A 24514-nucleotide genomic window follows, 5' to 3' on the forward strand; every position below is an offset into this window, starting at 1 on the left:
TGCGCGGAGAACACCGCATCAAGGGTCGGGAGCAACGTTGCTCCCGACCCTTTTTCATGCCCGATATGCTTGCCGGCCGAGTGGGGGCCGGCTTCGGTCTAGTCAGCGCCGCAACTTCGCCAGGCCCCGGTTGATCCGGCTGGCCCAGAATGGCCCCTCGTACAGGAATGCCGTGTAGCCCTGCACCAGCGTGGCACCGGCATCCAGCCGCTCCTGGACGTCGTCGGCCGTCTCCACGCCGCCCACCGCCACCAGCACCAAGTCAGGTCCGACGGCGGTGCGCAGCCGGCGCAGCACCTCAAGCGACCGCTGCTTCAAGGGAGCACCGGACAGGCCTCCGTCGCCGCAGGCAGCGACCTTGGCGGGGTCGGACACCAAACCGTCGCGGGCAATGGTCGTATTGGTCGCGATAATCCCGTCCAGCGCCAGTTCCAGCGCCAGCCGGGCGACGTCGTCGATGTCCTCGTCGCTGAGGTCGGGGGCGATCTTGACCAGCAGCGGCACATGCCGCCCGGCCGCCGTATCGGCCGTCTCCCGGACTGCCTGCAGCAGCGGCCGCAACGTCTCGACGCTTTGCAGCAACCGCAGGCCCGGCGTGTTCGGCGAGGACACATTGACCACCAGGTAGTCGGCAGATGAGGCCAGCAGCCGGGTGCTCTTCAGGTAGTCCTCGGTGGCGTCGTCCAGTTCCACCACCTTGGTCTTGCCGATATTGACGCCGATCACCGGGCGCAGCTCACCATACCGGGCGGCAAGGCCGCGTCGTGCGGCGGCGATCCGCGGTGCGACCGCCGCCGCGCCGTCGTTGTTGAATCCCATCCGGTTAATCACGGCGCGGTCCTCGATCAGCCGGAACAGCCGGGGCTGTGCGTTGCCAGGCTGGGCGCTGCCGGTGATGGTGCCGACCTCCACCGCACCGAAGCCCAGATCCGCCAGCGCCTCGATGCCGTGGCCTTCTTTATCGAAGCCGGCAGCCAGGCCGAACGGCGACGGGAAGCGCAGTCCCAGGGCCTCGGTGGCCAGTGACGGATGCGGATGGGTCAGCCGCCGCAGCACGGCCCCGGCACCGCAGCGGTGTGCGGTCCGGATGAGCTGGAAACCGATTCGGTGTGCGCGCTCGGCGTCCATCCAGGAGAACGCGGCGCGGAAGAAGGCTGGGTACAGGCGCATGGTCCTAGTTTTCCGTGTGCGGGCCGCCGCACCAAACCGTGTCGCCTGAGGAGTTAGCATGGGGTCAGCGACCGTGGCGAAAGGAAGGACCACCCTGGCGATGGCAGCCGACTGGCAGGAAGACATGCTCGGTGCGGAGTTCGAGTCCACCGTCCTGCAGGTTCCGGCCGTGGACGGGGCACCGCAGCGGGCCACGCTGGTCCGCTATCTGCCTCAGTCCCCGCAGCGCTCCCCCGGCGGCCATGCCGTGCTGTACGTGCACGGCTGGAGCGACTATTTCTTCAACACCGAGTTGGCCGGATTCTGGCACCGACAAGGGGTGGCGTTTTACGCGCTGGATCTGCACCACCACGGCCGCAGTCTCCAGGAGGGCGAGCCCGCCGGCTTCGTCACGGATCTGCGCCAGTACGACGACGAGATCTCCCTGGCGCTGGAACTGATCGGCGAGGAAACCGGCGGGTCGGAGACCAACATCACGCTGATGGGACACTCCACCGGAGGGCTGGTGGCGTCCCTGTGGGCGGCCGAACATCCGGGCCGGCTGCGTGCGCTGGTGCTGAACAGCCCCTGGCTGGAAATGCATGGCAGCTCCTTGGTCCGCCGTGCAGCGGGAGCCGTGCTTGAACCGTTGGCCCGGATGAAGCCGGAGGCCGAGATCAAACTCCCCGTCCGGGGCTTCTATTACCGCAGCATCAGCCGCACGGCCGAGGGCGAGTGGGACCTGGACCCCAGGCTGCGTCCGCCGGAGTCCTTTCCGGTGCGGGCCGGCTGGCTCAGCGCCATCTGGGACGGGCAGGCGAAGGTTGCGAAGGGCCTCGACCTGGAGATTCCGGTGCTGGTGATGTCCTCGACGCGCAGCATGAACGGACCGGTGTGGCATGAGGACATGAAGAACACCGACGTGGTGCTCGACATCCGCACGATGACCGAACGGGCGGTGCGGCTGGGCAGCAGCGTCACCATCGAGCAGGTGCAGGATGCCGTGCACGATGTCTTCCTCTCACGGTCGGACGTGCGCGACGACGCCTATGCTCGGCTGCAGCGCTGGGCACAGGCTTACATGCTGGGCACGAGCGAACGCCCGGCCCTTCCACCGCAAACCGCCTAGGCGCCGCCGGCGGCGGCAGCGTCCACAGCTCCCCCGTACCGGCGGTCGCGGCGGGCGTAGATGTCGATGGCCTCCCACAGCGTGCGCCGGTCGACATCGGGCCACAGGGTATCCATGAACACCATCTCGGCATACGCCGACTGCCAGAGCATGAAGTTGGAGAACCGCTGCTCCCCGGAGGTGCGCAGGAACAAGTCGACGTCCGGCAGGTCCGGCTCGTCAAGGTAGCGCTGGATGGTCTTTTCCGAGACCGACGACGCACGCAGCCTCCCGGCCGCAACGTCGGCGGCGATGGCGGCAGCGGCGTCGGCGATTTCCGCCCGGCCGCCGTAGTTCACGCACATGGTCAGGGTGCAGGTGGAGTTCCCGGCGGTCTGGCGCTCGGCGACCTCCAGTTCGTTGACCACCGACTTCCACAGCCGCGGCCGACGGCCGGACCAGCGGATGCGCACACCCCACGCGTCCAACTGGTCGCGCTGGCGCCGCAGCACGTCGCGGCTGAAGCCCATCAGGAAGCGCACCTCCTCCGGGGACCGCTTCCAGTTCTCGGTGGAAAAGGCGTACACGCTGACGTGTTTGACGCCGATCTCGATGGCGCCGGCCATCACGTCCAGCAGCGCGGCTTCACCGGCCCGGTGCCCCTCGGTGCGCGGCAGGCCGCGCTGGTTGGCCCAGCGGCCGTTGCCGTCCATCACAATGGCCACATGGTCCGGAACCAGCGCCGCAGGCAGGGTGGGCGGCTGGGCGCCGGACGGGTGCGGCCAGGGCTGCTGTGGTTGCCGGGAAGTTGGGGTCACACTCGCTCCACATGCTTGAGGGATTTCAGGGTTCGTTCCAGATGCCACTGCAGATAACTGGCCACCAGCCCGGCGGCCTCGCGGCGCGGACCGGTGGCCGAGGCGTCCGCCGCCGGCCAGTCGGCCGAGAGCAGGGCGGCTAGCAGCTCCATGGTTTGCGGCGCGGGCGAGGCCGATCCAGGCGGACGGCAGTCATGGCAGACCGCACCGCCCAGCGGCGCGTTGAAGGCGCTGTGCGGACCCGGAGCACCGCAGCGGGCACATTGGTCAAAACTGGGGGCCCAGCCTGCGGTCGCCAAGGCACGCAGCAGGTAGGAATCGAGGATCAGTTCGGGCGCGTGCACGCTGCGGCTCAGCGCGGAGAGCGCGCCGATGACCAGCCCGTACTGCGCGCTGGCGGATTCGCCGTCCACGTCGGTGAGTTTTTCCGCGGTCTCGCAGATCGCGGCCGCGGAGGTGTATTTGGTGTAGTCGGCGGCGATGTCCCGGCCATAGGGGCCCACCATCTGGGCCTGCGTGACAATGTCGAGGCTGCGTCCGGAGACCAGTTGCAGGTCCGCCACCATGAACGGTTCCAGCACCGCACCGAATTTGCTGCTGGTGCGGCGGACACCCTTGGCTACCGCCCGGATTTGGCCGTGCTGCTTGGTGAGCAAGGTGATGATGCGGTCGGCTTCGCCGAGTTTGTGGGTCCGCAAGATGACGCCCTGGTCCCGGTAGGTACGGGAGGCGAAAGATCTGTTGGACACCGTTCTATTCTCCCACTAAAGCGGGCCTTCCCGCCGCGGTACGGCAGGAAGGCCCGCAATGACGGTTTCGGCGCCGGAGCTAGAGCGAACTGACGCTCTTGGCGGCTTCGTCGCGGATGGCGCGGTTCACCGCGGACACCACGGCCTTCAGCGAAGACATCGTGGTGTTGGTGTCGATGCCGACCCCCCAGAGCACCCGCTCGCCCACGGCGCACTCGACATAGGCTGCTGCCCGGGCGTTGCCCCCTTCGGACAGCGCATGCTCGGTGTAGTCCAGGACCCGCACGTCCACGCCGTCCTGGCGGAAGATCTCCAGCAGTGCGGCGATCGGTCCGTTGCCCTCGGCCGTGCGGCGGCTCTGCACTCCGTCCACGCCCATGGTGGCGGTCAGCTGGAAGGTCCCGTCCTCGGCGCTGTCGGTCTTCACCGAGCCCAGGGTGTAGTGGCCCCAGCTGTTCTCCGGGGTGGGCAGGTACTCGTCGTTAAAGACCTCCCACAGCTGCGCCGGGCTGACTTCGCCGCCGACGGTGTCCGTGCGGCGCTGGATCACGCCGGAGAATTCGATCTGCGCCCGGCGCGGCAGGTCCAGCTTGTGCTCGTGCTTGAGCAGGTAGGCCACGCCGCCCTTGCCGGACTGCGAGTTGACCCGGATCACCGCTTCGTAGCTGCGGCCCAGGTCCTTGGGGTCCACCGGCAGGTACGGTACGGCCCAGGTCAGTTCGTCAACCGTCTTGCCCTGTTCGGCGGCGTCGGCTTCCATGGCCTCGAAGCCCTTCTTGATGGCGTCCTGGTGGGAGCCGGAGAAGGCGGTGAAGACCAGATCCCCGCCGTACGGGGAGCGTTCGGGCACCGGCAGCTGGTTGCAGTATTCCACCGTGCGGCGGACGTCGTCGATGTTGGAAAAGTCGATCATCGGGTCGATGCCCTGGCTGAACATGTTCAGCCCCAGGGTCACCAGGTCCACGTTGCCGGTCCGCTCGCCGTTGCCGAACAGGCAGCCCTCGATCCGGTCGGCGCCGGCCAGGTAGCCCAGTTCCGCCGCCGCCACGCCGGTCCCGCGGTCGTTGTGCGGGTGCAGTGAGAGGATCACATGCTCCCGGTTGGACAGGTTCCGCGACATCCATTCGATGGAATCGGCGTAGACGTTCGGCGTGGCCATCTCCACCGTGGCCGGCAGGTTCAGGATCACGTTCCGGTCCGCCGAGATTTCAAAGACGTCGGTGACCGCGTTGCAGATCCGGGCGGCGAACTCCAGTTCGGTCCCGGTGTAGGACTCGGGCGAGTACTCGTAGGTGATCTCGGTGCCCTTCAGGCCCTCTTCGTACTTGCGGCACAGCCGGGCGCCCTGCAGGGCGATGTCCACGATGCCGTCCTGGTCCTCGCGGAACACCACGCGGCGCTGCAGCACGGAAGTGGAGTTGTACAGGTGAACGATGGCGCGGCCGGCACCGGCGATCGATTCGTAGGTGCGCTCGATCAGATGTTCGCGGGACTGCGTCAGGACCTGGATGGTGACGTCGTCGGGGATCCGGTCGCCTTCGATCAGTTGGCGGACAAAGTCGAAGTCGGTCTGCGACGCCGAGGGGAACCCGACCTCAATCTCCTTGAAGCCCATGCCCACCAGCAGGTCGAACATTTTGTGCTTGCGCTCGGGGCTCATCGGGTCGATCAGCGCCTGGTTGCCGTCGCGCAGGTCCACGGCGCACCAGCGCGGGGCCTTGGTCATCACCTTGTCCGGCCAGGTGCGGTCCGGCAGTTCTACAGTGATCTGGTCCTGGAACGGAATGTACTTATGGATGGGCATTCCGGAGGGCTTTTGTGCGTTTCGCATTTTAGTGTGTGGCCTTTTCTCATGAGAGCTAATTGAAGAATTTTGGCCGGGCAACACAAACTCCGCAGCGAGGGTTCGGCCTGTCAAACAGTAGTTCGCGTGGCCTCGCCGCGGCAGCTAAGAAGGAGCATTCCTGCGCGCACAATTTCACACTAGCACGGTGCGTAGGATGTGAGGGAAACGCTGACACAACTATGAAATGAGGCGCCACATGAGCCGCTCCGGAATCGTATTGTCCAACGTCGACCCGGCCGTCCGCCCGCAGGACGACCTCTTCCGGCACGTCAATGGCACGTGGCTCGCGGTGACCGACATCCCGGACGACCGCGCCTTGGAAGGCTCCTTCACCGCCCTGCGCGATGCGTCCGAAGAGGCCGTGCACGCCATCATCGAAGACGCCGCCAAGCATCCCGACCCGGCCAGCCCGGCCGGCAAGATCGGCATGCTGTATGCCGGCTTCATGGACACCGCAACGGTCGAGGCCAAGGGCTTCTCCCCGTTGGCCGAGCAGTTTGCCGCCGTTGCCAAAATCTCCGACCGGGACGGCCTGCGTGAGGTCATCGGGGCCTTCAGCCGTAGCGGCGCGGCCTATCCGTTGGCCTTCTTTGTCAACAACGACGCCGGCGACCCCACCCGCTACGTGATCTACCTGTATCAGGCCGGGCTCGGCCTGCCGGACGAGGCCTACTACCGCGAGGAGGAATTCAGCCCCATCCGCGACGCCTACCTGGACTACGCCGGGAAGATGCTGCAACTGGCCGGCTTTGATCCGGCACAGGCCGACGCAGCGCTGGACCTGGAGCACAAACTGGCGGCCGGCCACCTGGATAAGGTTTCCTGCCGCGACCCGCAGCAGACCTACAACCTGCGCACCGCCGAACAGGTGGAAGCGGTGGCCGGATGGATGCCGGAATGGCTGGCCGCACTGGGGCCGGAAGCAGCCGGCGCTGCCGATATGGTGGTCTGCCAGCCGGAATTCCTGCGCACGCTGGACGCATTGCTGGACAGCGAACCTCTGGAAGCCTGGCAGGCCTGGCTGCGCTTGCAACTGCTGACGACGGCGGCACCCTACCTTCACGACGAGGCGGTGCAGACCCACTTCGGCTTCTACGGCCGTACGCTGAGCGGTACTCCGGAACTGAAGGAGCGGTGGAAGCGCGGGGTGGCGCTGGTGGAAGGTGCCCTCGGCGAAGCCATCGGGGAGGAATACGTGGCCCGGCATTTCCCGCCGACGCACAAGGCACGAATGGAAGAACTGGTCGGCAACCTGCTGGCAGCCTACCGGGAAAGCATCTCCGGCCTGCCATGGATGACCGAGGCCACGATCGCGAAGGCGCTGGAGAAGCTGGCAGGCTTCCGGACCAAAATCGGCTACCCGGAAAAGTGGATCGACTATTCCAGCTTCGTGCCGGTGGAGGATGTCTGGGCCAATGTCCACGCCTCCAATGAGTTTGAGGTCCGCCGCAATCTGGCCAAATTGGGCGGTCCTATCGACGACGCCGAGTGGCACATGACCCCGCAGACGGTCAACGCGTACTACATGCCGACCATGAACGAAATCGTCTTCCCGGCCGCGATCCTGCAGCCGCCCTTCTTCGACGCCGACGCCGATGCTGCCGCCAACTACGGAGCCATCGGCGCGGTCATTGGCCACGAAATCGGCCACGGCTTCGACGACAAAGGCTCGCAGTACGACGGCACCGGCGCGCTGCGGAATTGGTGGTCGGACGAAGACCGGGCTGCCTTCGAACACCTCACCGGCAAGCTGGTGGCGCAATACGCGGCGCTCAGTCCGGCGGAGGCTCCCGGCAGCACTGTCAACGGCGAACTCACCCTGGGCGAGAACATCGGCGACCTCGGCGGCCTGGCCATCGCCTACCGCGCCTACCAACTGAGCCTGCAGGGCGAGGAAGCCCCGGTGGTCGACGGGCTGACCGGCAGCGAGCGGTTCTTCTACTCCTGGGCCGAATGCTGGCGCCAGAAGATCCGCTCCGAAGAGGCGGTGCGCCGGCTGGCCATCGATCCGCACTCCCCGAACGAATTCCGCTGCAACCAGGTGGTGCGCAACCTGGATGCCTTTCACGACACGTTCGGAACGGCCGAGGGCGACGGACTCTGGCTCGACCCGGAGCAGCGGGTCCGGATCTGGTAGCGCCGGCTAGAAGGCGCCGGACTGCTGACAGGTCACCTGATCGGCGGTCTGGCCCTTGAAGCCGCCTGCCACACCGCCGGTCTTCGCCAGCTGTTTACCGCTGGCGAAGTCCTGCCCCACCGACAGCGCGACGCCGTAGTAGTCGCCGGAGACCAGTACGTTGGCCTGCGGAACGTTGAGTTCCTTAGCCAGGGACTGGGCAACCTGTTCGAAGCCGGCGGAGTAGAACAGCTGGGTGGTTGTCCGCTCCGCGTCGCCGGCCACCGGAGCGGCCAGCAGGTAGCCCAGTTCATGCAACTGCTTGGCCATTTCCTCGCCGCGGTCCGCTGCACCGGAGGCATTGATCACCTGGACAGGCTGCACGGCCGGATCGAAGGCCGGCACGTCCTCACCGGCCGTGGGGTCGTTCCCGGGGGCGGTGGATGCGTCGGCGGCAGCACCGCCGTCGTCGCTGTTCGGCGTTCCGGCGCCCGTATCGCCGGTGGCGCCGTCGGTGGCCTGCGCGTCGGAGGACTGGGCACCGGAGGATCCGGCGGCGTTCACCTCGGGGGCGGTGACGTCGCCGTCTTTGCGCAGGATCCGGAACAGCTCCTGCGCCGGTTCCTCGTCCAGGACCAGGCGGTTCTCGTCCACCGGAGAGGCCTGGGTGGGCAGCGAGACGAAGGCGACCTTGCCGAGATCCACGGACTTGATCCGGTCCGCCAGCGCCAGCAGCCGGGGAATTTCCGCCAGTCCCTCGTCCACGGTCAGGTTGCTGACCACTGCCTCGGCAATGGAATACAAACGGGGCACATTGGTCAAAGTCCCCTCGGACTGGATCTTGCGGGCCATCGAGGCCAGGAAGCTCTGTTGTGCCCTGATCCTGCCGCGGTCTCCGCCGTCGCCGAAGGAGTGGCGGGTGCGCAGGAACGCCAGCGCCTGCTCGCCCTGCACCGAGCTGACGCCCGCCGGCAGCTTCAGCTTCGAGTAGCTGTCGTTGATCGGTTCGTTGACGCAGACGTCCACGCCGCCGATGACGGTGGAGAGTTCCTTGACCGCGTTGAAGTCGGCCATCATGAAGTGGTCGATCTCCAGTCCGGTCATCTCGTTCACTGCCGCGACGGTGCAGCCCGGGCCACCGTAGCTGAGGGCGGCGTTGAGCTGGGCAGACTGCTGTTCCGGATAAACCTGGCCGGTCTCCGGATCCGTGCAGCTGGGGATCGTAGTGAGCAGGTCACGGGGCAGGCTGACCACGGTGACGCGTTTGCGGTCCGCGGACATGTTGACCAGCATCATCACGTCCGATTTGCCCCAGCCCGACGACGAATCATTCGAGCCGTACTTGCCGCCGGTGCCGTCCCGCGTGTCCGTCCCCAGGACGAGGATCTGCACGGGATCCCGGCTCAGATCCACCGGAAGACCCGGCCCGCCGGTGCTCAGGTTCAGCGGCGACGTGGTGATGCTGTCGCGCAGGCCGACGATTTTGAAGACGACGACGCCGACGCCGGCCGCCAGCGCCAGGGCCAGCACACCGGAGACGATCTTCAGCCACAGCAAACGGGGGCCCCGGCCCATGTGGCGCGGGGTGGAACGCCGCGACGGTCCGGGCCGCTGCGGGGTTGGCCCGGTCGGGGTCTGCGGTTCATCACTGGAGCTGCCGCGATGAGCCACTGGCTTTCCCCTCAATCCATTGAAAAATTTGATGCACAATTGGCCTACGCGAACGCAGGCCGCTAAGTATTGTACGGCCTGCAGCTGGGTAAAGTTCCCGGATTAAGCCCCAGCCTAGAAACCCAGGCGTACCAACTGCTTGGGGTCGCGCTGCCAGTCCTTGGCGATTTTCACATGCAGGTCCAGATAGACCCGGGTGCCGAGCAGGCCCTCGATCCCCTTGCGGGCCCGGGTGCCGACGTCGCGCAGCCTGGCCCCGCCCTTGCCGATGATGATGGCCTTCTGTGACGGACGTTCCACGAACAGGTTCACCCGGACGTCCAGCAGCGGGTTGTCGGCGCTGCGGCCTTCGCGCGGAACGATCTCCTCCACCACCACGGCCAAGGAGTGCGGCAACTCGTCGCGCACACCCTCCAGCGCGGCCTCGCGGATCAATTCGGCCACCATCACGGCCTCCGGTTCATCCGTGAGTTCGCCGTCCGGGTACAGCGGCGGCGACAGCGGCATCTGTTGGACCAAGACGTCGGCGACGGTCTGGACCTGGTCGCCCTTGGCGGCGGACACCGGCACGATGGCAGCGAATCCCTCCGCACCGAAGACTTCGGTACCGAGTCCGGCCACCGACAGCAGCTGCTCGGCCAGCGCCTGCTTGTCCACCAGATCGGTCTTGGTCACCAGTGCCACCACGGGCTTGCGGGCCAGGCCGGCCAACTGGCTGGCGATGAACCGGTCGCCGGGGCCGATCTTCTCATTGGCCGGCAGGCAGAAACCGATCGCATCGACTTCCGAGAGCGTATCGGCCACCAGGTCGTTCAGCCGCTGCCCCAGCAGGGTCCGCGGCCGGTGCAGTCCGGGGGTATCCACCAGCACCAGCTGGGCGTCCGGCCGGTGCACGATCCCGCGGATGGTGTGCCGGGTGGTCTGCGGCTTGGCGGACGTGATGGCCACTTTCTGCCCGACCAGGGCATTCGTCAGCGTGGACTTGCCCGCGTTGGGCCGGCCCACCAGCGAGACAAAACCGGCGCGGTAGTCGTCCGGCCAGCCGCTGGACGGCATCGCCATGGGCTTTCCAGCATCGGATGTGTTCTCTGTCATCGTTCCCTCTCAGTCCCGGGCAGGCGCGCGGTGTCAGTGGCGGCAGCTCCGTCGTCGTGGCTGGACTGCGCCTCTGGCGGCGCGTCGTACCAGGCCAGCACGTGGCTGACGCGGTTGCGCCGCCCCTCCAGCCGTTCCGCGCGCAGGTGCAGGCCGTCCAGCAGGACCTCGCTGCCCACGATCGGCACCCGGCCCAGGCTTTTGGCCAGCAGCCCGCCGACCGTGTCCACCTCTTCATCGTCCAGCTCCAAGCCGAACAGTTCACCGACGTCGTCGATGCCGGTGCGGGCGCTGACGCGGAACCGTCCGTCCGGCAGCGCTTCGATCTCGGGGCGCTCGGTGTCATACTCGTCGACGATTTCGCCGACGATCTCTTCGATCAGGTCCTCCAGCGTGACCAGCCCGGCGGTTCCGCCGTACTCGTCGATCACGATCGCCACATGCGTGGACTCGCGCTGCATTTCCTGCAGCAATTCCCCCACCGCCTTGGACTCCGGCACGTAGCGGACCTCGCGGCAGATCTGGTCCACCAAGATGCCGGCGCCGTGGTCGGCCCTCCCATGGATCCGGGCAGCGACGTCCTTCAGGTAAAGGATGCCGCGGACCTGGTCGGCGGTGTCCATGATCACCGGGATGCGCGAGTAGCCGGACTGCAGGAACAGCGTCATGGCCTCCTGCAGGGTGGAGCCGGAATCGATGCTCAGCATGTCCGTGCGCGGCACCATCACCGACTTGACCTTGGTGTCGCCCAGTTCGAAGACCGAATGGATCAGTTCCGCTTCCGTGTCCTCGATCATGTCCGATTCGTTGGCCCGGTCCACTAGTTCGCGGAACTCTTCTTCGGTGAAGAAGGCGGCGTCGGCGCGGGGCGCGTTCGGCGCAACCGCACTGCCCAGGCGCACCAGCCACTGCGGCACCGGCCCCAGCACCGCGCACAGCATCCGGACCAGCAACGCGGTGGAGAGCACCACGGCGCTGGCGTGCATCCGGCCCAGCTGGCGCGGCGAAACCCCGACCAATACGAACCCGACGCCGGCCATGGTGGCGGTGGCGAGCAGACCCGCCAACCAGATGTTGTCCAGCAGATCGTGGAAGAGCAGCGCGATGGCTACGGCTGCGGCCATCTCGAACCAGACCCGCCAGAAACGGAGCGCATGCATGTGCGCGGCCGGCGAGGCCAGGATGACGCGCAGGCTGCGGCTCCGTCCGGACCGCAGCAACTGTTCGGCGTCATGGCGCGGCAAATACGTGAACGCTGCCTCGGCAGCCGTGAGCGCGCCGGCGACAAGTATAAAAGCCAGCGTCATGCCGGCAAGAACCCAGAGCATCGTCGCGTCTCTACAGCGTGGTTTCGGTGGGGGCGGCCTTGCCCGTGAAGGAGGAGAGGAGTTGGCGCTGAAGGCCGAACATCTCTTCCTTTTCGGCCGGCTCCGCGTGGTCGAAGCCGAGCAGATGCAGGATGCCGTGCGTGGTCAGCAGCAGCATTTCGTCCAACAGCCCGTGGCCCGCCTTCTGCGCCTGCTCCTGCGCTACCTGCGGACAGATCACGATATCGCCGAGTACGCCGGCCGGGCCGGGCCTCATGGCGGTACCGGGACGCAGCTCATCCATCGGGAAGGACAGCACGTCGGTGGCACCCGGCTCGTCCATCCATTCGATGTGCAGCCGTTCCATCGCCTCGGTGTCCACCATGATGATGGACAGTTCGGCTTCCGGATGCACGTAGAGCGAATCCAGCACGAACCGAGCCAGCCGCACCAGCTCTTCTTCGTCCGCCGCGATGGTTGATTCGTTATTGACCTCGATGCTCATGCTCCACGCTCCGGGCTCGGGTCTTCCGCTTCAGTCTTCCGTCGAGCGGCCGGGGCGCGGTGCGGGATGCGCCCGCCCGCGCTGCGACGGCGCTCGTCCCAGCGGCTGTAGGCCGTCACAATGTCGCTGACCAACCGGTGCCGGACCACGTCGGTGGCATCCAGCTGGGAGAAGCGGACATCCTCGACGCCGTCCAGGATTTCACTGACCACTTTCAGGCCGGAGCTGGTGCCGCCGGGCAGGTCGATCTGCGTGACGTCGCCGGTCACCACCATCTTGGAGCCAAAGCCCAGCCGGGTGAGGAACATCTTCATCTGTTCCGGTGTGGTGTTCTGCGCCTCGTCCAGGATGATGAAGGCGTCGTTCAGCGTGCGGCCGCGCATGTAGGCCAGCGGCGCCACCTCAATGGTGCCGGCCGCCATCAGGCGCGGAATCGATTCCGGGTCCATCATGTCGTGCAGCGCGTCGTAGAGCGGGCGCAGATACGGGTCGATCTTGTCGTTGAGCGTGCCCGGGAGGAAGCCGAGCCGCTCCCCTGCCTCGACGGCGGGTCGGGTCAGGATGATCCGGTTGACCTCTTTGTGCTGCAAGGCCTGCACGGCCTTGGCCATCGCCAGGTACGTCTTTCCGGTGCCGGCCGGACCGATGCCGAAAACCACTGTGTGGTTGTCGATGGCCTCCACGTAGTTCTTCTGGTTCAGCGTCTTGGGCCTGATGTTCCGGCCGCGCGAAGACAGGATGTTCAGCGTGAGCACTTCGGCCGGCCGCTGCGCAGTCTGTTCGCCGAGCATGCGCAGCAGCTGGGCCACCACCTGCGGCGTGATCCGGGTGTCCTTGGCGGCCAGCGCACGGATCTCTTCGACCAGGTTAAGCGTGAGTTGGACTGCGTCGGCGGGGCCGGAGATGGAGAGCTCGTTGCCGCGCACATGGAGGTTCACGTCGCTGAACTCGGCCTCAATGACCTGCAGCACCTCATCATGGGCACCGAGCGCCCTCACCATGTGTTCCGGCGAATCGAAATGGACGGAACGGCTGCTTGATCCCAGCGGATCGACATCCAGGCGTGATTGGGACATAGTCCGGCCGATGCGGCCTTTCATCGCTCCTTCGGTGGGCGCTGCTTGCGGTGCTGACGACGGTACTGGCGGCGGTGCTGCCAGTGGTGGGCCGGAAGTCCTCCAGCCCTGACGGTACAAGGTACATGCTACGGCACAGGTCACCGCGCAGTCCTCTGCGCGGCCAAAAACGCCTTGATCTCGATCCTGCATCAATCGTGCATCAGTCCGGTTGAGAGCTGGTTAAAGCAGCCATCAGCCCCCCTCCCCTATGCCAAGCTAGTGGGGCAGGAAAACGGACGCCCCCGATTCCTGCCCTGAATCTACGCAGTCTTTCCGGCCAACCAGCCGAGCAACCAGAAGGGAACCAGGTATCACCAGCAACCAGCTCCGACAGCCTTCGGGCTCGGTCCCGGCACGCCGCTTCGGCGCGTGGCTGGCGCTGGTTACCGCATCCTCGCTGGTGCTGCTCGGTTGCACACCCCAGGGAACGGCCGGAGGCGGGCAGACCTCCATGCCCGTCCCCACGGCACCTACCGCCGCCAGCAGCCCGCTGGTCTCCAGCGCACCGGTGGAGACGCTGCGTTCCTCCGAGCTCTCCCCGCTGTACTGGCTGGGCACGAACGCGGACAACGTGTTCCTCTACCGCGAATACCGTGAAGCAGAAAACCTCGGAGACCCCATTACGACGGCGGTGACGGCCTTGACCCGCCAACAGCCGCTGGATCCGGACTACTTCAATCCGCTCAGCCCCGCCACCAAGGTCGGCGCATCCATCACCAACGGCTCGGTCATCACGCTGGACATCTCCTCGGATGCCTTTAAACGCCGGGTGGACGCCGGCATCGCCGAACGCGCCGTGCAGCAGCTGGTATATACCGCCACCGCTGCCGCGGCCAACGCCGGGCTCAGCAACTCGGATAATCCTCTCGAGGTAGTGATCCTGGTAGACGGCCACCACGGCTACAAAGCCTTCGGCCATGTGACGCTGGGCGAACCGATGTCCCGCGACGGCAGCCTGGCCGCCCCGGTGTGGATCATCGACCCGGCCCAGGGCGTCACGTCAGAGGGGCGCGTGGAGGTATTCGGCCGAGGCGTCGCCTTCGAATCACAGCTGCGCTGGCAGATCTTCCGGATTACCGACCTCGACAAGCCTTCGGAAGGCAAGCTGGTGAAGGCCGGAACGGTCTCGGTTGACGCGCCGGCCGGCGAAATCGGCGAGTACAAGTTCAGCCAGAAATTGGATCCGGGCACCTACGAGCTCTATGTCTTCCACGAGGACGTCAGCGGGCAGACCGAAGAACGGCAGAACGCGGACAGCAAGGTCTTCACGATCAAGTAGACCGCGGCCACCACGCTGGAACGCGGACAGCAAGGCCTTCGCGATCAGTAGGCCGTGGCCACCACGCTAAACGCGGCCGCACCGGCTATTGGTTTACCGCCAGCGGCCCAACATCTCGCTGAGCAGGGTCAGGGCGGTCGGCCCCGCCGTGGAGGAACGCAGGACGTGAGGCCCCAGCCGCACGGCCACCGCCCCGGCGTCCAGCATTGCGTCCACTTCGGCCTGGCTGATTCCGCCTTCGGGACCCACAATCATCAGCACCCGGTCCGCTCTGCCGTCGCTTGACGACTCGCTGTCGACGCTGGCGGCAGCGTCTTCGGACGAGGGGCTGCCAGCAGGCGAGGCGCCATCATCGGGCGAGGCACCGCCGTCGTTCCCGCCCCTGACGTCGGTACGGTACGGGCCAGGGCCAAAGTCCGCGCGGTGCACGGCGTCGGCCACGCTTCCCGCGGCGTCTTCGTGCAGCAGCAGCGACAACCGGCTGGTGCGGATCATGGCACACAGCCCGGCCCGTTCCACCAGCGGTTCCACGTCCGGTACGCGCGCCCGCCGCGATTGCTTGGCGGCCGCCCGGACCGCCATCTGCCACTTGGCCGCGCCCTTGGCGGCCTTGTCCGCTTTCCACCGCACGATGCTGCGTTCGGCCTGCCACGGGACCACGGCGTCGACGCCGAGCTCGGTGGCCGCCTCGATCGCCAGTTCGTCGCGGTTGCCCTTGGCCAGCGCCTGCACGAGCACCAGTTCCGGGTGCGGCTCCGGCTCCTGCACGATCCGCAGGGTGCGGACGGTGAGTTCGCCGGCTCCGCCCGAGATCGCCTCGCCGACCAGCCTGCGGCCCCGGCCGTCGGCTAGGTCAACCGGCTCGCCGGGCTCGATCCGCTTCACCGTGACGGCATGCCGCGCCTCGTCCCCGGTGAGGGTGAAGCTGTCGCCGGTGACGACCGCGTCGAGCTCGCCCGGAGCGGTAAAAAACAGGTGGCTGGTCACGCCTAAAGGTTACCGAGCCGCTCGCGCAGCCGGGCGAAGACGCCGGTGCCGGAGGACGCCAGCTTGCCCTCGGTGTATTCCTCGCCCCGGGCCTGCGCCAGTTTGCGGAGCAGATCCTCCTGCTCCGAGTCCAGCTTGCTGGGAGTCTCCACATGCACATGCACCTGCAAATCGCCGCGCCCGTAACCGCGCAAGTGGGTCACGCCCAGACCCCGCAGCGTCACGGTCTCCCCCGCCTGGGTGCCGGGCTTGATGTTCAGTTCGCGTTCGCCGTCGAAAGTATCCAGGGTGACGTCCGTGCCCAGCGCTGCCGCGGTCATCGGCACCGTGAGGGTGACGTGCAGGTCATCGCCCTCGCGGATGAAGTTCTTGTCCGGGTTGACCCGGATTTCCACGTAGAGATCGCCCTGCGGCCCGCCCGCGGGACCCGCCTCGCCTTGGCCGGCCAGCTGGATCCGGGTTCCGGTTCCGACGCCGGCCGGAAGCTTGATGGTCAGCGACCGGCGGCTGCGGATGCGTCCCTCGCCGTTGCACTCGTTGCAGGGGTCGGGAATGATCGTGCCGAAGCCCTGGCAGCTGCCGCAGGCGGCCGTGGTCATGACCTGGCCGAGGATGGACCGCACGGCGCGCTGGACCTGGCCGGAGCCGCCGCAGATGTCGCAGGTGCGCGGGCTGGTGCCGGGGCGGCAGCAGCTGCCGTCGCAGGTGGGGCAGACCACGGCGGTGTCCACCTCGATCTTCTTGTTGATCCCGAAGACCGCGTCCTTGAGGTCGATCCGCACGTTGATCAGGGCGTCCTGGCCGCGGCGGGTGCGCGACGCCGGACCTCCGCCCGCTCCGGCACCGCCGAAGAAGCTCTCGAAGATGTCCTGGAAGGCGAAGCCGGACCCGGAGAAACCGCCGCCGAACCCGGTGTCGTTGCCGTTTTCGTTGCCCGTGGTGTCGTAGACCCGACGCTTCTGCGGGTCCGAGAGCACCTCGTAGGCGTGGCTGACCTGCTTGAACTGCTCCGCAGCTTCCGGACCGGGGTTCACATCCGGGTGCAGTTTGCGGGCCAGCTTGCGGTAGGCCTTCTTGATTTCCTCGGTCGAGGCGTCCTGGCTGACACCGAGGGCGTCGTAGTGGTTGCTCACCTTGTAATACTTCACTTCCTGGAGATTGGTTCACCGGCGACGACTGCCGGCGCGGACAGGGCGCGGCCTAGGGCTGGCCGGCGAGTATCCGTGACAAATAGCGTGCGACAGCGCGCACTGCCGCCATCGTGGTGGGATAGTCCATCCGGGTAGGGCCGAGAATGCCGACCTTGGCCGTGGCGCCGGGGCCGTAGCCGGTGGCGACCACCGAGGTTTCGGCCAGCGAGCCGTACGGATTCTCGCGGCCGATGCTGACCGACATGCCGTGCGCGTCCTGATGCATCTCGGAGAGCAACTGCAGCAGGATGACCTGTTCTTCGAGTGCCTCGAGGATGGGCCCGATGCTCAGCGGGAAGTCCACTGTGGAACGGGCCAGGTTGGCCGTTCCGGCCATCAGGATCCGCTCTTCGCTGGTGGCAGCGGCCAACTGGGCAAGGGCAGCGGAGAGTTCTTCGACGATCTGCGCATGCGCGGGCTCCGCCGGCACCGCTGAGCTCTTCAGCCGGTTCGGCACACCAGCCAGCGGTTTCCCGGACAGCGCGGCCAGGAATGAAGTGCGCACGGTGGCCAGGGCATCTTCCGCCACGTCCACCGGCAGCACGGCAACATGCTGGTCCACCTTGCCGTTGTCCGCGATCAGCACCACCAGCACCCGACGGGGCGCCAGCAAGACAAACTCAATGTGCCGCACCTTGGCAGCGCCCAACTGCGGGTACTGGATCACTGCAACCTGGTTGGTCAGCTGGGAGAGCAGCCGCACGGTCCGTTCCATCACGTCATCCAGGTCATCGGCTCCCTCCAGCAGTTGCTGGATGGCCCGGCGTTCCGGTGCAGAGAGCGGCTTGACGTCCGAGATCCGGTCCACGAACAGGCGGTAGCCCTTGTCCGTGGGAATCCGGCCGGCACTGGTGTGCGGGGCGACAATCAGCCCGTCTTCCTCCAGCGCCGCCATGTCGTTGCGGATCGTGGCAGAAGACACGCCCAGGCTGTGCCGGTCGACCAGTGCTTTGGAGCCGACTGGCTCCCGTGAATGCACATAGTCTTCGACAATGGCGCGGAGCACTTCCAGCCTCCGGACCTCGCTCACTGCACTCCTCCTGTCTACGGCTCAACCTGATGACGGGTTGTTAGCACTCAACACGTCCAAGTGCTAAGTCTAATACGTTGCCCCCGTTGTTAGCATTGTCTTCGCGGCGGAGCCGTAGACGTACTACCTGTGTAAGGACTTGAAGCATATGAGCAGCTACGGCTGGGGCCCCCAGGATCTCACCGCTCCCAAGGCCCGGGCCTTGCGCGAAGTCGCCGCCGGGCCCGGGCTGGTGCTGGAAGATGCGCAGAGCGGCTGGGTCGGTGCCGTGGTCCGCGTGGAGAAGTCCGGCGGCGTGCATCTGGTCTCGCTGGAAGACCGCAGGGGCAAGGTACGTTCCTTCCCGCTGGGCTTCGGCTTTCTGTTGGAAGGCGAGCCGGTGAATGTTGTTCCGCCGACACCCACAGCGAAGGCTCCGGTCCGCCAGCGGACGGCCTCCGGCTCGGTAAAGGTGGAGGGCCAACGAGCCAGGGTGGCGCGGGCCAGCCGCATTTGGGTCGAAGGCAAGCACGATGCCGAACTGGTGGAGAAGGTCTGGGGAGACGACCTGCGGGTGGAGGGCATCGTCGTCGAACCGCTGCACGGCGTGGACGACCTGGCCGCGGCAGTGGCGGAGTTCTCCCCCGGCCCGCAGCGCAGGCTCGGCATCCTGGTGGATCATTTGGTGCCGAATTCCAAGGAGTGGCGGATCGCCGAGGCCGCGATGGCCGTTCCAGCGGCCGCCGGGAATGTGCTGATTGTGGGTCACCCCTACGTTGATGTCTGGCAGGCCATCAAGCCCTCGGTGATCGGCCGGGAGCAGTGGCCGGTGGTTCCGCGCGGTACGGACTGGAAGACCGGCATCCTCGCTGGCCTCGGCTGGCCGCACCGGACCCAGATCGACGTGGCCGATGGCTGGAAGCGGCTGCTGGGCAGCGTCAACAGCTACGCGGATCTGGAGCCCAGCCTGTTGGGCCGGGTAGAGGAAGTCATCGACTTCCTCACGGTCTGAGCTGTTTCTGCGGCGGCAGTATGCAACGGGCCGCAGGATGTAACCGCTAGGCTAGGAACAGCAGTGAGCCATCAGCAGATTTTCCAAAGGTAGGTCAAGTGTCCGAGAACTCTGCTCGCAACCAGCAGCCGGGACGCAAGTCGGCACCGCGCCCGCAGTACCAGAGCGCGTCGGCTTCCGCCTTGCCGCTGACCCCCTCCGAGGACCGGCAGTGGGCAACCATGGCGCACTTCGGTGGGATCCTGGGCTGCTTCCCGTCGCTGGTGATCTACCTGATCTTCAAGGACCGGGGACCGTTCACCGCCCAGGAGTCCAAAGAGGCGCTCAACTTCACCGTCCCGCCCACCGTGGTGGCCATTGTGGCGAACCTGTTGATCGTTATCCCGGCAGTCAGCGGCATCTTTGCCGTCGTCGCCGCCGCCATTTGGGTGTTCCTCACGGTCTACTCAGTGATCGCGGGCATCAAGTGCAACCGGGGCGTGCCGTACCGCTACACCTACAACCTGCGCTTGTTCCGCTAAGTTCGCGGCCCCCATGCTGCCCCCTGCGGCGGCAAACTCCCGGGCAACCCCTGTTCATTCCTCTTTCGCCACGGCAGGCATGCCGGGCGCTTGGGCAGCCCTGCCCTGCCATGGCCACTTGCCAGTGATTTCCAACTCCAGCGACCAACTGAGGAACGTTCGAATCAGCACGATCGCGGCCAGCACCGCCACGCTTTCGAGCGTCGGACTGATGGCGACGGTTCGGATAATGTCGGCGGCGACCAACAGTTCCAGGCCGAGCAGGATTGACCGGCCCAGAAACCGGCGGAATTGCTCATAGACCCCGGCCCGTCTCCGGACCAGCCGCGGGACGGCGATCAGTGCAGCCATTATTGCGCCGGCCACGATGGCAGCAACCCCGGCTGCGTCCATGACCCGGCCGACTGCCTCGATGATCTCCCCGAACTCCATGGCATCCCCTGACCTTTACGGTCCGTCACGGCACCGGCCCTACTCCAGCGGCGGTTCAGCGGAAATCCTGCGCAAGGCACCGAGGCTACCGGTGGCTCCTTGCACCTCACCGCCTCGGCAGCTTTGCTTCATTGTTGGGCCTCATTGTCCGCCCGGGGAACGAGGTGCGCAATGGACAAAGACCCGGCCGCCCGGGTCAGGATGTGCCGCTAGCCCGCGGCCCCTCGACCGCGCCGGCTGCCAAACGCTGGCGGGCTGTGTTCTACCCTGCCCCCACCGGCACGTGGCCGGTGGCCGCCGCCAGCCCGAAGACCGGCATGTCGCTATACACGCTTTCCCTCCCGCCCGGCGCTGTCTGGTAGGTCTCGTGCCATACACCGACATCCCCGGTGCCGGCGGATTCCCGCATGAACCGACGCCACGGCTCCAGGTGCGGCGCCGACCGGTCCGCCGCGAACCGCTGCAAATGCTCCGGGCTCTTCCAGTAGCTGACCATGATCGTGGTGCGCCCGAACCACTGCTGGTAACCCAGCAATCCGGCCTCCGGCGTCTTGGCCAAGTGGGCCAGCATTCTGGGCATGGCCGCCCCCACCCGTGCCACCTTCCCGATCTTCCACCACCGATTGGCCCGCATCCCGATCAGGAAGACCGTCACCGGGCCTGCCTCGGGATTGGCAGTGAAACGACCTGCGTGCACTTGTTCCGACATGAGCTTTTCCTTCCATAACAGTGTTACAAAACAGTGTTATGCAATACTGGTCGCATGGCAAGACCCATAGTCCACGATGAGACCCTGCGCCGCAGTCTGCTCGACACTGCAGCGTCCCTGATTGCCCGCGACGGCGCCGCCTCGGTATCGCTGCGCAGCATAGCCGCTGCAGCAGGGACGTCGACGACGGCGGTGTACTCGCTCTTCGGGGGCAAGGCGGAACTGTTGACAGCCGTGCTCGACGACGGCTTCGCTTCCTTTGCTGCCTCCCAACAAGGCGCCGCCGCAGCGGGCCTCGAAGCACTGGGCCGGGCCTATCGAAGCTGGGCGCTGGAACATCCGGTCCTGTACGGCCTGATGTTTGGCGGCTCGCTGGCCGGCCAGGTGCCGTGCCGTCCGACGCCGGGAGCAGCTGAACCCTCGATAGCTCCGCTGTTCAGCGCGGTTGCGGCCGCGCTGCCCGGAGCGGCGGACGACGAGATCGCCTCGATGGTCGGCGTCGTGTGGGGCCAGGTCCACGGGCTGGTGTCACTGGAGTTGGCCGGAGCGCCGGCGGCTGGCTGGAGCTGGGATGCGTCCTATGATGCGGCCCTTAGGCAGATTGGCCGCACGTTGGGACGCTAGGAAGATCAGTCTTCCAGCAGCCGGCGGACCACGGCGTCGGCCAGCAGCCGTCCCTTGAGCGTGAGACGAATGGTTCCCGCGAAGGCCGCTGCCGGGTCGACAAGGGCATCCGCGATCAGTCCGGCTACGGCTATCCGGCCGTTCGGCCCCAGGTCCTGGGTGCGCAGCCCGTCGATGATGCGGGTCTGCAGCATCACGTGCTCCAACTGCCGGGTGCCCGGGTCCAGCGTTTCACGGCCGGCAGCCGGGGAGACTCCGGTGGCCAGACGCTGCGCGTAGGCGGCCGGATGCTTCACGTTCCACCAGCGGACACCGCCCATATGCGAATGGGCGCCAGGACCGGCGCCCCACCAATCGTCGCCGCGCCAGTAGGCGAGGTTGTGCCGGCAGCGGTCTTCCGGAGTGCGGGCCCAATTGCTGACCTCGTACCAGCCGTACCCTGCCGCCGCCAACCGCGCATCGACAATCTCGTATTTGGTGGCATGGTCGTCGTCGTCGATGCCGGGCACCTCACCCCGGCGGATCTGCGCAGCCAGTTTGGTGCCGTCCTCGACGATCAGGGCGTAGGCGGAGATATGGTCCGGCGCACAGGCGATCGCGGAGTCCAGGCTGGCCTCCCAGTCGGCGAGGGACTCCCCCGGCGTGCCGTAGATCAGGTCCAAGCTGACCTTGAGCCCGGCCTCGCGCGCCCACTGCACCGCCTGCGGAACCCGTTCCGGGTTGTGCGTGCGGTCCAGCACCTTCAGTACGTGCGGCACGGCCGACTGCATCCCGAAGGAGACCCGGGTGAAACCTGCATCGGCCAGGATCTTCAGCGATTCCGGCGTCACCGAGTCCGGGTTGGCTTCCGTGGTGACCTCGGCGTCCGGCTCCAGTCCCCATAAGCGTTCCGCCTGGCCAAGCATGCCGGCCAGGTCAGTCGCCGGCAGCAGGGTCGGTGTGCCGCCGCCAAAGAACACCGTGGCCAGCGGACGGTCGGGCAGGCCGGAACCGCGCAGCACCCGCGCCGCCAGATCCAGTTCGGTGTTCAGCGTGCCGGAGTACTCATCCTGCGAGGCCCCGGACCCGAGTTCCTTGGCCGTATAGGTGTTGAAGTCGCAGTAACCGCAGCGCACCCGGCAGAACGGAATGTGCACATACAGGCAGAAGGCCCGGCTTTCCGCCCCGTCTGCTGCCTGGGCAGGCAGCAGGCCGTCGGCCGGGGCCGGGTCCCCGAGGGGCAGGACGCTAGGCACTGAGGCGAGCCTCCGCCGTCGTTGTCTTTACTGGCACTGCAGAACTACTTCTTTGCCTTGTCCTTGGAATCGTCCGACGAGAGCGCGGCGATGAAGGCCTCCTGCGGGACTTCCACGCGGCCGACCATCTTCATCCGCTTCTTGCCTTCCTTCTGCTTCTCCAGCAGCTTGCGCTTCCGGGAGATGTCGCCGCCGTAGCACTTGGCGAGCACGTCCTTGCGGATGGCGCGGATGTTCTCGCGGGCGATGATCCGGGAACCGATGGCGGCCTGGATGGGCACCTCGAACTGCTGCCGCGGAATGAGCTCGCGCAGCTTGGAAGTCATCATCACACCGTAGCTGTAGGCCTTGTCGCGGTGCGTGATGGCGCTGAACGCGTCCACCTGTTCGCCCTGCAGCAGGATGTCCACCTTGACCAGATCGGCCACTTGTTCGCCGTCGGCCTTCCAGTCCAGCGAGGCATAGCCGCGGGTGCGCGACTTCAGGTTGTCGAAGAAATCGAAGACAATCTCGGCCAGCGGCAGCCGGTACCGCAGCTCCACGCGGTCCTCGGAGAGGTAGTCCATGCCCTTCATCTCGCCGCGGCGGGACTGGCAGAGCTCCATGATGGTGCCAACGAACTCGTTGGGCGCCAGGATGGTCGCGGAGACCATCGGCTCTCGGACCTCGGAGACCTTCCCGTCCGGATATTCGCTCGGGTTGGTGACCGTCAGGACCTTCTTGTCCTCCAGCGTGACCTCGTAGACCACGTTGGGCGCGGTGGAGATCAGGTCCAAGTTGAACTCGGCCTCAAGCCGCTCGCGGGTGATCTCCAGGTGCAGCAGGCCCAGGAAGCCGACGCGGAAGCCGAAGCCGAGGGCCGCGGAGGTCTCCGGCTCGTAGATCAGTGCCGCGTCGTTGAGCTTGAGTTTGTCCAGTGCGTCGCGCAGCACCGGGTAGTCCGTGCCGTCGATCGGGTAGAGCCCGGAGAAGACCATGGGCTTGGGGTCTGCGTAGCCGCCCAGGGACTCCGCCGCCGGCTTGGCCAGGTTGGTGACTGTGTCGCCCACCTTAGACTGGCGGACGTCCTTCACGCCGGTGATCAGGTAGCCGACCTCGCCGACGCCCAAGCCGTTGGACGGCGTCGGCTCCGGCGAGCTAACGCCGATTTCGAGCAGTTCGTGGCTTGCCCGGGTGGACATCATCTGGATGCGTTCGCGCGGCGCCAACTTGCCGTCGACCACCCGCACATACGTGACCACGCCGCGGTAGGTGTCGTAGACCGAGTCGAAGATCATGGCGCGGGCCGGGGCGTCCGGGTCGCCGACCGGGGAGGGCAGATCGCGCACGATCTTATCCAGCAGCGCTTCGACGCCGACGCCGGTCTTGCCCGAGACCTTGAGCACGTCCTCGGGATCGCCGCCAATCAGGTTGGCCAGCTCGGCTGCGTACTTTTCCGGTTGAGCGGCCGGCAGGTCGATCTTGTTCAGCACCGGAATGATGGTGAGGTCGTTTTCCATCGCCAGGTAGAGGTTGGCCAGCGTCTGCGCCTCGATACCCTGCGCGGCATCCACCAGCAGGACGGCACCTTCACAGGCGGCCAATGACCGCGACACTTCGTAGGTGAAGTCAACGTGGCCCGGCGTGTCGATCATGTTGAGGGCGTAGCTGGCGCCGTCGAGTTCCCAGGGCATGCGCACCGCTTGGGACTTGATGGTGATGCCGCGTTCGCGTTCGATGTCCATCCGGTCCAGGTACTGGGCCTTCATGTCGCGCGGCTGGACAACGCCGGTGAGCTGGAGCATCCGGTCGGCCAGAGTGGACTTACCGTGGTCGATGTGGGCGATGATGCAGAAGTTCCTGATGATCGCCGGATCGGTGGCGGCGGGCACCGGTGCGGTGCGGGCCATCGGTGACACAGATGGTTCCTTACTCTCGGACAAGCGGACTGGCAAAGCGCGCCGGTACCACCAGCACGCAGATTTTGCTCAACTATAAGTGTCCCACGCCTATCAGGCATCCGCGCACCTTTACGCCGGTGATGTACTGCGGTGA

Annotated in this window: 22 protein-coding genes; 6 read left to right on the forward strand and 16 right to left on the reverse strand. The window is 66.5% G+C overall.

The annotated features are described in order from the left end of the window. Positions 1 to 102: 102 nt before the first annotated feature. Positions 103 to 1170, reverse strand: coding sequence for a quinone-dependent dihydroorotate dehydrogenase (locus E4J89_RS06440; protein ID WP_136785322.1), 1068 nt, complete (start codon positions 1168 to 1170; stop codon positions 103 to 105). 58 nt (positions 1171 to 1228) lie between these two features. On the opposite strand from E4J89_RS06440, the gene E4J89_RS06445 reads away from it, so the two are divergent. Next, entirely contained in the window at positions 1229 to 2278 is a 1050-nt protein-coding gene (locus E4J89_RS06445) for an alpha/beta hydrolase (protein WP_240691754.1), read from the forward strand. Here E4J89_RS06445 and E4J89_RS06450 read toward each other — a convergent pair. The 3 genes from E4J89_RS06450 to leuA all read right to left on the reverse strand — a co-directional run bounded on the left by E4J89_RS06450 (position 2275) and on the right by leuA (position 5655). Next, positions 2275 to 3075 (reverse strand): isoprenyl transferase, encoded by an 801-nt coding sequence (locus E4J89_RS06450; RefSeq protein WP_240691755.1) that lies wholly within the window; start codon positions 3073 to 3075, stop codon positions 2275 to 2277. The genes E4J89_RS06445 and E4J89_RS06450 overlap by 4 nt on opposite strands. Continuing rightward, positions 3072 to 3824 (reverse strand): DNA repair protein RecO, encoded by a 753-nt coding sequence (gene recO / locus E4J89_RS06455; protein WP_136785323.1) that lies wholly within the window; start codon positions 3822 to 3824, stop codon positions 3072 to 3074. Before recO ends, E4J89_RS06450 begins: the two co-directional genes overlap by 4 nt. A 79-nt stretch (positions 3825 to 3903) precedes the next feature. Then, positions 3904 to 5655, reverse strand: a complete 1752-nt coding sequence (leuA, locus tag E4J89_RS06460; protein WP_136785324.1) for a 2-isopropylmalate synthase — start codon at positions 5653 to 5655, stop codon at positions 3904 to 3906. 211 nt (positions 5656 to 5866) lie between these two features. Here leuA and E4J89_RS06465 point away from each other — a divergent pair, with 211 nt between their 5' ends. Next, the gene (locus tag E4J89_RS06465; RefSeq protein WP_136785325.1) at positions 5867 to 7807 is read left to right on the forward strand and encodes a M13-type metalloendopeptidase; all 1941 of its coding nucleotides are present in this window, start codon (positions 5867 to 5869) and stop codon (positions 7805 to 7807) included. Between the two features lie 6 nt (positions 7808 to 7813). Here the strand turns inward: E4J89_RS06465 and E4J89_RS06470 are convergent, their stop codons facing one another. From E4J89_RS06470 to E4J89_RS06490, 5 genes are all read right to left on the reverse strand, one after another. Beyond that, positions 7814 to 9457 carry an LCP family protein gene (locus E4J89_RS06470; protein WP_240691756.1) on the reverse strand — a complete coding sequence of 548 codons (1644 nt, stop codon included), beginning with the start codon at positions 9455 to 9457 and terminating at the stop codon, positions 7814 to 7816. A gap of 114 nt (positions 9458 to 9571) precedes the next feature. Continuing rightward, entirely contained in the window at positions 9572 to 10519 is a 948-nt protein-coding gene (gene era, locus E4J89_RS06475; RefSeq protein ID WP_136785479.1) for a GTPase Era, read from the reverse strand. A gap of 29 nt (positions 10520 to 10548) precedes the next feature. After that, positions 10549 to 11880, reverse strand: coding sequence for a hemolysin family protein (locus E4J89_RS06480; protein WP_136785326.1), 1332 nt, complete (start codon positions 11878 to 11880; stop codon positions 10549 to 10551). Positions 11881 to 11890: 10 nt separating this feature from the next. Further along, on the reverse strand, positions 11891 to 12364 hold the full coding sequence (ybeY, locus tag E4J89_RS06485) for an rRNA maturation RNase YbeY (RefSeq protein ID WP_136785327.1): 474 nt from the start codon (positions 12362 to 12364) through the stop codon (positions 11891 to 11893). Continuing rightward, positions 12361 to 13440, reverse strand: a complete 1080-nt coding sequence (locus tag E4J89_RS06490) for a PhoH family protein (RefSeq protein WP_205754426.1) — start codon at positions 13438 to 13440, stop codon at positions 12361 to 12363. The genes ybeY and E4J89_RS06490 overlap by 4 nt, the downstream gene beginning before the upstream one ends. 493 nt (positions 13441 to 13933) lie before the next feature. Between E4J89_RS06490 and E4J89_RS06495 the strand changes: the two genes are divergently transcribed. Beyond that, positions 13934 to 14761 carry a GerMN domain-containing protein gene (locus E4J89_RS06495; RefSeq protein ID WP_136785329.1) on the forward strand — a complete coding sequence of 276 codons (828 nt, stop codon included), beginning with the start codon at positions 13934 to 13936 and terminating at the stop codon, positions 14759 to 14761. A gap of 93 nt (positions 14762 to 14854) precedes the next feature. On the opposite strand, the gene E4J89_RS06500 is transcribed toward E4J89_RS06495, so the two are convergent. The 3 genes from E4J89_RS06500 to hrcA form a co-directional block, all read right to left on the reverse strand. Then, positions 14855 to 15748, reverse strand: a complete 894-nt coding sequence (locus E4J89_RS06500; protein WP_136785330.1) for a 16S rRNA (uracil(1498)-N(3))-methyltransferase — start codon at positions 15746 to 15748, stop codon at positions 14855 to 14857. A 2-nt stretch (positions 15749 to 15750) separates the two neighbouring features. Continuing rightward, positions 15751 to 16881 (reverse strand): molecular chaperone DnaJ, encoded by a 1131-nt coding sequence (gene dnaJ, locus E4J89_RS06505; RefSeq protein ID WP_136785331.1) that lies wholly within the window; start codon positions 16879 to 16881, stop codon positions 15751 to 15753. 67 nt (positions 16882 to 16948) lie between these two features. Continuing rightward, positions 16949 to 17968 carry a heat-inducible transcriptional repressor HrcA gene (gene hrcA, locus E4J89_RS06510; protein ID WP_136785332.1) on the reverse strand — a complete coding sequence of 340 codons (1020 nt, stop codon included), beginning with the start codon at positions 17966 to 17968 and terminating at the stop codon, positions 16949 to 16951. Positions 17969 to 18116: 148 nt separating this feature from the next. Here hrcA and E4J89_RS06515 point away from each other — a divergent pair, with 148 nt between their 5' ends. Then, the gene (locus tag E4J89_RS06515; RefSeq protein WP_136785333.1) at positions 18117 to 18959 is read left to right on the forward strand and encodes a DUF3097 domain-containing protein; all 843 of its coding nucleotides are present in this window, start codon (positions 18117 to 18119) and stop codon (positions 18957 to 18959) included. A 98-nt stretch (positions 18960 to 19057) separates the two neighbouring features. Next, positions 19058 to 19480 carry a DUF4870 domain-containing protein gene (locus E4J89_RS06520; RefSeq protein ID WP_136785334.1) on the forward strand — a complete coding sequence of 141 codons (423 nt, stop codon included), beginning with the start codon at positions 19058 to 19060 and terminating at the stop codon, positions 19478 to 19480. Positions 19481 to 19534: 54 nt separating this feature from the next. On the opposite strand, the gene E4J89_RS06525 is transcribed toward E4J89_RS06520, so the two are convergent. Both E4J89_RS06525 and E4J89_RS06530 read right to left on the reverse strand, forming a co-directional pair. Next, complete coding sequence (locus tag E4J89_RS06525; RefSeq protein ID WP_136785335.1) at positions 19535 to 19912, reverse strand: DUF1622 domain-containing protein; 378 nt, start codon at positions 19910 to 19912, stop codon at positions 19535 to 19537. Between the two features lie 262 nt (positions 19913 to 20174). Continuing rightward, positions 20175 to 20621 (reverse strand): DUF4188 domain-containing protein, encoded by a 447-nt coding sequence (locus tag E4J89_RS06530; protein WP_136785336.1) that lies wholly within the window; start codon positions 20619 to 20621, stop codon positions 20175 to 20177. A gap of 54 nt (positions 20622 to 20675) precedes the next feature. On the opposite strand from E4J89_RS06530, the gene E4J89_RS06535 reads away from it, so the two are divergent. After that, positions 20676 to 21245, forward strand: coding sequence for a TetR-like C-terminal domain-containing protein (locus E4J89_RS06535; RefSeq protein WP_136785337.1), 570 nt, complete (start codon positions 20676 to 20678; stop codon positions 21243 to 21245). 5 nt (positions 21246 to 21250) lie between these two features. On the opposite strand, the gene hemW is transcribed toward E4J89_RS06535, so the two are convergent. Together hemW and lepA are read right to left on the reverse strand one after the other, a co-directional pair. Next, the gene (gene hemW, locus E4J89_RS06540) at positions 21251 to 22480 is read right to left on the reverse strand and encodes a radical SAM family heme chaperone HemW (RefSeq protein ID WP_136785338.1); all 1230 of its coding nucleotides are present in this window, start codon (positions 22478 to 22480) and stop codon (positions 21251 to 21253) included. A 44-nt stretch (positions 22481 to 22524) separates the two neighbouring features. Then, positions 22525 to 24378: a translation elongation factor 4 gene (gene lepA / locus E4J89_RS06545; protein WP_205754427.1), complete on the reverse strand. Its 1854-nt coding sequence runs from the start codon at positions 24376 to 24378 to the stop codon at positions 22525 to 22527. Between the last annotated feature and the right edge of the window lie 136 nt (positions 24379 to 24514).

Origin of the sequence: Arthrobacter sp. CAU 1506, assembly GCF_005047635.1 — a bacterium.
Classification (GTDB): Bacteria; Actinomycetota; Actinomycetes; order Actinomycetales; family Micrococcaceae; genus Crystallibacter.